The organism is Coleofasciculus sp. H7-1 (assembly GCF_057473865.1).
The window spans coordinates 1-8,705 of the sequence record NZ_JBYCCT010000047.1 but is presented as its reverse complement, the minus strand read 5'-3'; the positions used below and the strand labels follow the sequence as shown (position 1 = coordinate 8,705).

At 49.1% G+C, this 8,705-nt stretch carries 9 protein-coding genes and 1 pseudogene; 7 read left to right on the top strand and 3 right to left on the bottom strand.

Features of this window, described 5'->3' with window-relative positions:
- Positions 1-308 precede the first annotated feature (308 nt).
- Both AC2VDX_RS12030 and AC2VDX_RS12025 read left to right on the top strand, forming a co-directional pair.
- The gene (locus AC2VDX_RS12030; RefSeq protein ID WP_378178955.1) at positions 309-2,288 is read left to right on the top strand and encodes an AMP-dependent synthetase/ligase; all 1,980 of its coding nucleotides are present in this window, start codon (positions 309-311) and stop codon (positions 2,286-2,288) included.
- Between the two features lie 138 nt (positions 2,289-2,426).
- Complete coding sequence (locus tag AC2VDX_RS12025) at positions 2,427-2,876, top strand: YlqD family protein (RefSeq protein WP_378178958.1); 450 nt, start codon at positions 2,427-2,429, stop codon at positions 2,874-2,876.
- A gap of 75 nt (positions 2,877-2,951) precedes the next feature.
- On the opposite strand, the gene AC2VDX_RS12020 is transcribed toward AC2VDX_RS12025, so the two are convergent.
- Entirely contained in the window at positions 2,952-3,467 is a 516-nt protein-coding gene (locus AC2VDX_RS12020) for a hypothetical protein (RefSeq protein ID WP_378178961.1), read from the bottom strand.
- Between the two features lie 204 nt (positions 3,468-3,671).
- Here AC2VDX_RS12020 and AC2VDX_RS12015 point away from each other — a divergent pair, with 204 nt between their 5' ends.
- Entirely contained in the window at positions 3,672-4,994 is a 1,323-nt protein-coding gene (locus AC2VDX_RS12015) for a dihydrolipoamide acetyltransferase family protein (RefSeq protein ID WP_378178964.1), read from the top strand.
- 59 nt (positions 4,995-5,053) lie between these two features.
- On the opposite strand, the gene AC2VDX_RS12010 is transcribed toward AC2VDX_RS12015, so the two are convergent.
- On the bottom strand, positions 5,054-5,593 hold the full coding sequence (locus AC2VDX_RS12010; RefSeq protein WP_378178966.1) for a Uma2 family endonuclease: 540 nt from the start codon (positions 5,591-5,593) through the stop codon (positions 5,054-5,056).
- Between the two features lie 94 nt (positions 5,594-5,687).
- Here AC2VDX_RS12010 and AC2VDX_RS12005 point away from each other — a divergent pair, with 94 nt between their 5' ends.
- From AC2VDX_RS12005 to AC2VDX_RS11990, 4 genes are all read left to right on the top strand, one after another.
- Positions 5,688-5,879 (top strand): hypothetical protein, encoded by a 192-nt coding sequence (locus tag AC2VDX_RS12005; protein ID WP_378178969.1) that lies wholly within the window; start codon positions 5,688-5,690, stop codon positions 5,877-5,879.
- A complete protein-coding gene (locus AC2VDX_RS12000) occupies positions 5,837-7,516 on the top strand; it encodes a GspE/PulE family protein (RefSeq protein WP_378178972.1) in 1,680 nt (559 codons plus the stop codon). The genes AC2VDX_RS12005 and AC2VDX_RS12000 overlap by 43 nt, the downstream gene beginning before the upstream one ends.
- 94 nt (positions 7,517-7,610) lie before the next feature.
- A complete protein-coding gene (locus AC2VDX_RS11995) occupies positions 7,611-7,850 on the top strand; it encodes a polymorphic toxin type 33 domain-containing protein (protein WP_378178974.1) in 240 nt (79 codons plus the stop codon).
- Positions 7,851-7,873: 23 nt separating this feature from the next.
- A complete protein-coding gene (locus tag AC2VDX_RS11990; RefSeq protein WP_378178977.1) occupies positions 7,874-8,287 on the top strand; it encodes a DUF4279 domain-containing protein in 414 nt (137 codons plus the stop codon).
- A 20-nt stretch (positions 8,288-8,307) separates the two neighbouring features.
- Here AC2VDX_RS11990 and AC2VDX_RS11985 read toward each other — a convergent pair.
- Positions 8,308-8,586, bottom strand: a pseudogene (locus tag AC2VDX_RS11985) (zinc ribbon domain-containing protein); the annotation flags it as partial.
- Between the last annotated feature and the right edge of the window lie 119 nt (positions 8,587-8,705).

The following is an 8,705-nucleotide window of genomic DNA, read 5'->3' as shown; positions in this document are numbered from 1 at the left end:
ACCATCTATCAAAGCAAGGGGGCATGGCGGCGGGAGTTGTCTGTTTCATCGGGAGAAACCTCGACGTGAACTGTTTACTCTGCAAGCATTATACTTTCTTTTCCTTTTGATTTTCGTTTAAGTCCCGCTAAGAATACACTGTCAAATAGCAATAGTCAACTATCAATTATTACAAATAATCAAACGCGATCGCTCTTTACAGATGGCATAGACACAATCAATTCTGTCCTCCTAAACCTGCTATTTCAGCCCGATAGAGGAGTATGTTGGAAACATAGCTGATTAACGATTGCAGCGATAAATAGAGTATGTCGAAAGCCCCTAGTTCCTTCCAACTCAGCGAACGAGACCGTGCTAACCTTAGCCGCATGGTAGATTACAGTTCGGTGGAATCTCTACCCGCGATCTGGTCGCTAGCGCGATCGCACTTTGGTAATACTATTGCCCTCCACGATCCCCACGCTCAACCAGAGGTAGTTGTAAATTACACCCAATTAGCTCAGCAAATTCAACAGTTTGCCGCTGGGTTGCAGGCATTAGGAGTACAGCCAGAATCTCGCCTCGCCCTCTTTGCCGATAATAGTCCGCGCTGGTTTATTGCCGACCAAGGGACGATGACCGCTGGGGCAGTTGATATCGTGCGTAGCTCTCAGGCAGAGCGGGAAGAGTTACTATTTATACTGGCAGATAGCGGCAGCACTACTTTAGTGGTGGAAGACCGGAAGACGCTCCAAAAACTCAGAGAACGCCTCAACGACCTCCCGATTCAGCTAGTCGTCTTGCTCTCTGACGAAGAACCACCCGAAGAATCCACCCTGAAAGTGCTGAACTTCTCTGGAGTCATGGCAGCAGGGGCAAATCAATCCTTGCAGCCGGTGAAGCAAAACCGAGAAACGCTGGCGACGCTCATTTATACTTCTGGTACGACGGGCAAGCCCAAAGGCGTCATGCTGACGCATGGCAACCTGCTCCACCAGATTATCAACTTGGGAACCATCGTTCAGCCGCAACCGGGCGAGCCTGTCCTGACGATTCTCCCCACTTGGCACAGTTTCGGGCGCACTGGCGAATACTTTTTCCTCTCCCACGGTTGCACCCAGATTTACACGAGCATTCGCCACATCAAAAAAGACTTTAAAGAATTCCAACCCCACTATTTAATCGCTGTTCCCCGACTGTGGGAATCTATTTACGAAGGCGTCCAGAAGCAGTTCCGCGAACAACCCGCAAACAAGCAGAAACTGGTTAAAAACCTGCTAAGCATGAGTCAGCGCTACATTGAAGCTCGCCGCACTTGGCAAAATTTGCGCTTACAACCCCAGCCTCCCTCCGTCCAAGAACGGCTATTAGCTGGAAGCCAAATGCTTGCCTTGGCTCCTATCCATGCGCTTGCCGAGAAATTAGTGTATAAACAAATACGAGAAGCCACCGGAGGCAAGTTAAAGTACGTCATCAGTGGCGGCGGCTCCCTCGCTATGCACCTGGAAAACTTCTTTGAAATTATTGGACTTGAGGTGCTGGTGGGCTATGGTCTTACAGAAACATCCCCCGTCTTAACGGCTCGTCATTCTTGGTGCAATTTGCGGGGTTCATCGGGGCGGTTCCTTCCAGGGACGGAAATTAAAATTGTTGACCCGGAAACCCGCAAACCCCTTCCTGTCGGGAGTCGCGGTCTGGTTTTAGCGCGGGGACCGCAAGTGATGCAGGGATATTATCAAAATCCCCAAGCTACTGCTAAGGCAATTGACTCTGAAGGTTGGTTTGATAGCGGCGACTTGGGTTGGCTAACAGAGGCAAATGACTTAGTGCTGACAGGTCGGGCGAAGGATACGATAGTTTTAACCAACGGCGAAAACATCGAACCCCAGCCGATTGAAGATGCCTGTCTGCGGAGTTCTTATATTGACCAAATTGTGCTGGTGGGTCAAGATGAGCGATCGCTTGGTGCTTTAATTGTCCCTAATCTGGAAGCTTTGCAAAAGTGGGCAGCAGACAACAATCTGCACTTGCGTCTCCCAGAGCCAACTTCCTCACCCAGCAATATCCCTACTGCATCCACGCCAGAAATTGACCTGAATAGTAAGATTGTTCAGGAATTATTCAAGAAAGAATTAAACCGGGAGGTGCAAAATCGCCCTGGTTATCGCCCAGATGACCGAATAGGTCTGTTCAAGCTAATTCTGGAGCCGTTTTCCATTGAAAATGGCATGATGACCCAGACGTTGAAAATCAAGAGACCTGTCGTAATGGAACGCTACCGCGATATGATCGACGGGATGTTTGCCTGATTTGGTCGGAAAGTTGGAAGAAAGTGTGAAGGATGAAGTGTAGTGTGAACTACGCACACCACCTTCATCCTTTAGCCCTCACCCTAAGCGCCTTTCCTACAAACCTTTACTCCTTTAATTTTCTCAAGCAAAACGGATATGGATGTTTCTCAATCACACCTGTTGCTGAAGCGACCCGTTACGATTAAGGCCGTTGTCACTCCTCGTTGGAAGGAGGAAGCACAGCAGCAACTCCAGTCACAAATTAACCAAATTGACTCTCAGTTACAACAGTTTGAAATGCAAGGACAGCGGGCAATCTCAGAAATCCAAAAGCAGAGTTTGCAACCTCCTGGCCCTCAAGTGATGCAACAAATTGACAATATCCAAATCCAGGTTAATCAAAAGAAAAGCGAACTGCTTGAGCAGAAAAATCAACTTCTGCAACAGTTGCAACAAGTGCAGCTGATAGAACTCAACGACGAAGTGAATCACGGTCAGATTGAAGGCTTCTTTAAAGTAGAGCCGGGAGATAATCTGATTCAAAAAATGCAGGTGGAAATTCTCTTGCGCGATGGAATTGTGGAAGAAATTCGCGGAGAAATTTAATGGGAATGGTTAATGGCGAATGGCTAATGGGTAATTCGGAGATTGCCAGAAAGCCATTCGCCGATATTGGGGCATCTACTGACAATTTTGAGTTGACCAATCTTGATGACCACGCCCCACATGACACTTGACTTGGGAACCAGCCCATGCTAATTTCCATTCCTTGGCTGTTTGAGCTGATGGGGAGGTCGGCACCAATTCAACGCGATGCCTGATACCACCGACAGAATCATCTGCAACGCCGGTTTGGGTAATCGTTACAACCGCCAGATTGGGTTGCGGATACTCAAGTGTAACTTCCCGCGTCCCCCCCTCGGATTCAGTTTGACCAAAGGTAGCAATTGCGATCGCTTTGGGGTCAGTTCCCTTCAAAGAGTTAGCAGACTTAATCTCTTGTAGCGGTATAGGTTTATACTTAGTTCGCTCGGTCTCTGCCACAGGTGCATTCTGGCTCACCTGTCGGGGGGATTGCTCAACACTCGGACTGCTGGCAGACGTGGGAGTTGATTGAGTGCTGTCGCCGACGCTGCAAGCACTCAAGCCCAGTGCCATACCTACTAACACCACGAGGGATTTAAACTTGCCAGACATCGTTATAATAAAGGGTTTGAATCAGTTTTCTCTATCCAATTCTATCCAGCAGCACCAGCGTCCGGAGAATTCGGCGTTGAACGGTGGTGAAGGATACAAACTCAACAGAGTGTTGTAGAGTCGGATAGTTGTAATGCCATCGGTCAAGATACAATTCAATCTGGCTTTAATCTTGTTTATATAGACTGTCGCAGAAGACACCCCATGATTCACGAAGTTTTCATGCCCGCCCTTAGTTCCACCATGACCGAAGGCAAAATTGTCTCCTGGGTCAAATCTCCAGGCGACAAAGTGGAAAAAGGCGAAACCGTGGTGGTTGTCGAGTCGGACAAAGCTGATATGGATGTGGAGTCCTTCTACGAAGGATATCTAGCCACCATTATCGTACCTGCCGGTGAAGCAGCTCCGGTAGGGGCGGCGATCGCGCTCGTCGCAGAAACCGAAGCCGAAATCGAAACAGCCAAGCAACAGGCTCCTGGTTCCGCCCCCGCAACGCAATCGGTAAACGAATCCGCTCCCGCCCCACAACCCACAGCAGCCCCAGCCCCCGTCGAAACGACACCAGCCGCCGCCCGTCGCAATGGACGCAGCGTTGTCTCCCCACGCGCCCGTAAGTTAGCCAAAGAGCTGGGCGTCGATTTGAGTAGCCTGCAAGGCAGTGGCCCCCACGGTCGGATTGTCGCAGAAGATGTGGAAGCATTGGCGAATCAGGGTAAACAACCCGTCGGTACAACTGCCACACCGGGAATGACGCCCGTGGCTCCCCCGCCACCCACACCCGTCGCACCACAGCCAGCCGCACCCGCCGCCGTTAAACCTGCCGCCGCCGCCACCGTACCCACCGTTGCCGTTCCCGGTAGCGTCGTCCCCCTCAACACGCTGCAAAACGCCGTGGTGCGGAATATGATGGCAAGCCTGCAAGTGCCTACCTTCCACGTCGGTTACACCATCACGACGGATAATCTAGATAAGCTCTACAAGCAGATTAAATCCAAGGGTGTCACCATGACCGCGCTACTCGCCAAAGCAGTAGCCGTAACCTTGCAAAAACATCCCTTGGTGAATGCCAGCTTCTCAGACCAGGCAATTCAGTATCACAGTGCCATTAACGTTGCCGTAGCCGTGGCAATGGATGGCGGTGGCTTAATTACGCCAGTTCTGCAAAATGCCGACCAGCAGGATATTTACTCCCTATCTCGCACCTGGAAAGATTTAGTCGAACGCTCCAGAACCAAGCAGCTGCAACCCGCAGAATACAGTTCTGGCACCTTTACCCTCTCGAATTTGGGGATGTATGGAGTAGACCGATTTGATGCCATCTTGCCGCCGGGAACAGGTGCTATCTTGGCAATTGGCGCGTCGCGTCCTCAAGTCGTCGCCACGGAAGACGGCTTGATGGGAGTGCGCCGACAAATGCAGGTAAATATTACCGCCGACCACCGCATTATCTACGGTGCCGATGCCGCTGCTTTCCTACAGGATTTGGCAAAATTGATTGAAACCAATGTCCAATCTCTGACTCTTTGATGGGTAATGGGTAATTGGAGATGGCTTTTCCCCAATTACCCATGACCTATTACCGAATTTCAAGCCAATAATTCATCGACTGCCACGCTGAAACCTTGCAGGACGGTCTGAGTGCTAACAACCTCGCCAGAAACAAACACAAGTCGCTGATTTTTAGTAACTACAATAATCCAACGATTATCAGGAAAAACTAGCCAAACTTCCTCGCCACCAGATTGTAAATATTCTTGAGATTTAGCAATTACATCTTCAGCAATATCCGTAGGGGAAACAATTTCAGCAATTAGTGGGAAACTCTGGGGAAGTACGGCAGGTTCGCCAAATTGGTTAAGTAATTCTGCTGTCAGATAAGCAACATCCGGATAGCGTCCCTGCTTATTAGTACGACAGGGAACTTCTGTATAAACTTCTCCTCCTTGTCCGCTGGAGTTTTTGTAACTTCTCCAGTAAAAGTACACATTTCCCTGAATCCGGCTATGCTTGAGTGTCACTCCGTTTTTCTTCACCAATTCTCCATCCACCCACTCTGTATTATCAGGGGGATTGAGCATCCAATCTTCTAGTGAGTATTCCTTTGAGATAACTGTAGAAGTTATCATTGCTATCTACTCGCTTTTACAACACTTGCCTTTATTATTACTTAGCTGTTTCTTTTCCCACTCTAGGCAACCAAAAAATTGCGTAGGACGAAGTTTGGAGCTTTCGAGATCGCATTCCCCACATTACAGTGCGATCGCTTCGCCTTGGACTCCGTCCTACGCTTCTGATGTCACAGAGCGATCGCCTAAGTTAGGCTGGTGTAGTCTCAACCCCCAGCTGTTGATTTTTCGCTGGAAACAAGAATGCAAACCTCCCCTCCTGCTTCATCCGCTTGGCAACGGCTGAAAAATCGTGAAATTAACTGTGAAGAAGCGCTAAAACTCCTGGTAGACGAGCTAGGAACGGTTCACCTGGCTCTGTTAGATCGGGAAGTCAGTTACCGATTTTTTCGGGAATTTCCAGATCGAAAGTTTTTGCCTCCGGTGGTTCCGCTACTGTTGTGGCGAAACTGTTACTACCTGGGAAGTCCGAAGGCTCTTTCTCTAGATGCAATTAGAGAACTGAGCGATCGCACTTTCACCGACATTAAAATTATCCCCATTGCGGACAAGAGTTATCGCACCTGGTATCACACCCAAAACCTAGATCCCAAACGCATTTCCTCGACTCCCTTAGTGAATCCCCTCACGGGCGAGCAAGAGCAAGAAAACATCAGTGAAACGACTGAGCTATACCTCTCCAAAGCAGTTGACCAGATTGGACGGCTCAAAACCCTGATTTCGGGGGCATTGCGGAACCGCGCCAGCGATATCCACATGGAACCCGCGCCAGAAGGCTTAAGAGTCCGCTATCGCATTGATGGCGTCTTGCGGGACATTACCACTCTGCCAGTCGATGTGAGCCGCAAGGTCATCGTCGCCCTCAAAGTCATGTCTGAAATCGACATCGCCGAAAGCCGCCGCCCTCAAGATGGACGGATTGGGGAGAAATATGCTTCCGGCGAAGAATTAGAACTGGGAATGGATATGCGCGTCAGTACTCTTCCCTGCGTGGGTGGGGAAAAAGCGGTGATTCGCTTACTACCGCGCAAAAACCCCTTTTCTAAAATCCAAAACCTGGGATTCACTCCTACAACTCTGGAAACGTACAAAAACTGGTTGGAACAGCCCCAAGGGATGATTATCCTCACCGGCCCTACAGGGAGCGGTAAAACCAGTACACTATACACCAGTCTGCAATCCGTCGCCAGGGAACACGTCAATGTCGTGACGGTAGAAGACCCTGTAGAGTACATTTTGCCCCGCATCACCCAAACCCAAGTAAATGAAACGGCGGGGATGACCTTTGCGGCGGGCTTAAGAGCAATTTTGCGCCAAGACCCGGATATCATTATGGTGGGAGAAATCCGCGACCACGAAACCGCAGAAACCGCAGTTCGGGCGGCGCTAACGGGTCACTTAGTTTTTACCACGCTGCACACGAACGATGCTCCTGGTGCGATTCCCCGGATCAAAGATATTGGCCCAGATCCCGGCTTAATTAGTGATGCTCTCTTGGGAATTGTGGCTCAGCGCTTGGTACGCCGAGTCTGTCCTCACTGTGCGGCACCCTATAAGCCAACGGAGAAGGATTTGCAGGTACTGATTTTGGACCCAACGCAGGCAAATTCAACGATTTGGCGCAAGGGTAAGGGCTGCGCCAAGTGTTTCAATTCTGGTTATCTGGGGCGAGAGGCAATTGTTGAGTTGTTGGATATTGATGATACGGTGCGCGAAATTATCTACGATGGCACGATGACGCAGCTGCATCGCTACCTACGGGAAATCAACTTTTTCTCTTTTGGTATGGCAGCCGCAGAAAAGGTAACAAAGGGGATCACAACGGTTGAGGAAGTGTTGCGCGTGCTACCCCGCAGTGCCTTCTCGCGCCGCAAGTCTCTGGCTGTACGCACGGAACAGTTTACGCCGTTGGGTGTGGGATAGCGATCGCGCGTTGCGCCGACCTGTCGGGCAAGCGCTAGGGTGCGAAGAAAGCCCACTCTACATAACACAGAGGTCGATCTTACGGTAGTGGCAGATGACCGTACAAGAGTCTGAGGGAGGGGAAGAAGAGCGAAACTGGAGACAGGACAAGCCACTTACCAATGATGAGATCGCAAAACTAAAGGAAGGAGGCATAGACATCCATGAACTCAAAGGTGGGCGTAATGCCTCCAAAAAAGACCTTTATAAGGACAGGGATGGCAACATTTATATCAAGCCTAAAGGCGGTCAAGCGCTAGGTGAGCCTACAGGTCTTAACATCAATGATTTTTAGTAACTTTTACTTGGTGAATTTGAATGGAATATGAGATTTCAGCAGCTTTCACATTGACTGGATTTGACTTTAATCCGGAAGAAATTACTGCTAAAGTAGGCATAATTCCCACGAAAATTTGGAAAGTTGGTGACTTGATTCATCCCAAGGCTGGTATCCGCCGAAAGCGCAATGGTTGGAGCCTGGAGTCTAAACTAGAAAAGTCAGCTGAGCTTGAAGATCACATTAAATCTGTTCTAGAACAAATCCAACCTGGTTGGCTACCAATGGTTGAAATATCTAGTAGATACGAGGCAGAAATTGATTGCGTAGTTTATGTTCGCGGACAAGTACCAGCAATCCATTTTGATAAAGATATTGTGGAGCAAGCGGCTAAGCTGAATGCGGAAATTGATGTCGATCTATACGTTCTACCAGTAGACCCGCCTGCATTGTAAAAGTCAGTTACGTGAACTACCTACACTGACCTTGCGTTACAGTGTAGGCTTCCCAATTCATTGGGGATGGCCTCTATCTTCATGGATTTTTTACGTCCTGAAGACTTTGGTCTTACATCCCCTCCAAGGGCAGAAGAGCTAGTTCCTAACTCCAAAAGTCGCAATCCTTCATTTCTAATATTTATTGCAGCATTAATATCTCTATCATGTTGCTGTTGGCAGTGTGGACAGTCTACAAACCTAACACCCAATGAATCATAACCTTTTTGTAGCATTGGGATTGGTAGTAGAGCAGGGCTATTTCATTCTAGACAGAGAGGGTGAAATCCAGTAAGCTAAAGCTCAACGAATTTTTCTTATCGAGCTATGAGAACGCTTGCCATTGTGGAAGCCTTTTCCAGTTTGCCTGACGCACGAC

Coding starts and splice junctions, on each gene's coding strand:
- AC2VDX_RS11995 (WP_378178974.1), top strand. CDS start 7,611: ATGACCGTACAAGAGTCTGAGGGAGGGGAAGAAGAGCGAAACTGGAGA.
- AC2VDX_RS12010 (WP_378178966.1), bottom strand. CDS start 5,593: ATGATAACTTCTACAGTTATCTCAAAGGAATACTCACTAGAAGATTGG.
- AC2VDX_RS11990 (WP_378178977.1), top strand. CDS start 7,874: ATGGAATATGAGATTTCAGCAGCTTTCACATTGACTGGATTTGACTTT.
- AC2VDX_RS12030 (WP_378178955.1), top strand. CDS start 309: ATGTCGAAAGCCCCTAGTTCCTTCCAACTCAGCGAACGAGACCGTGCT.
- AC2VDX_RS12000 (WP_378178972.1), top strand. CDS start 5,837: ATGCAAACCTCCCCTCCTGCTTCATCCGCTTGGCAACGGCTGAAAAAT.
- AC2VDX_RS12025 (WP_378178958.1), top strand. CDS start 2,427: ATGGATGTTTCTCAATCACACCTGTTGCTGAAGCGACCCGTTACGATT.
- AC2VDX_RS12015 (WP_378178964.1), top strand. CDS start 3,672: ATGATTCACGAAGTTTTCATGCCCGCCCTTAGTTCCACCATGACCGAA.
- AC2VDX_RS12020 (WP_378178961.1), bottom strand. CDS start 3,467: ATGTCTGGCAAGTTTAAATCCCTCGTGGTGTTAGTAGGTATGGCACTG.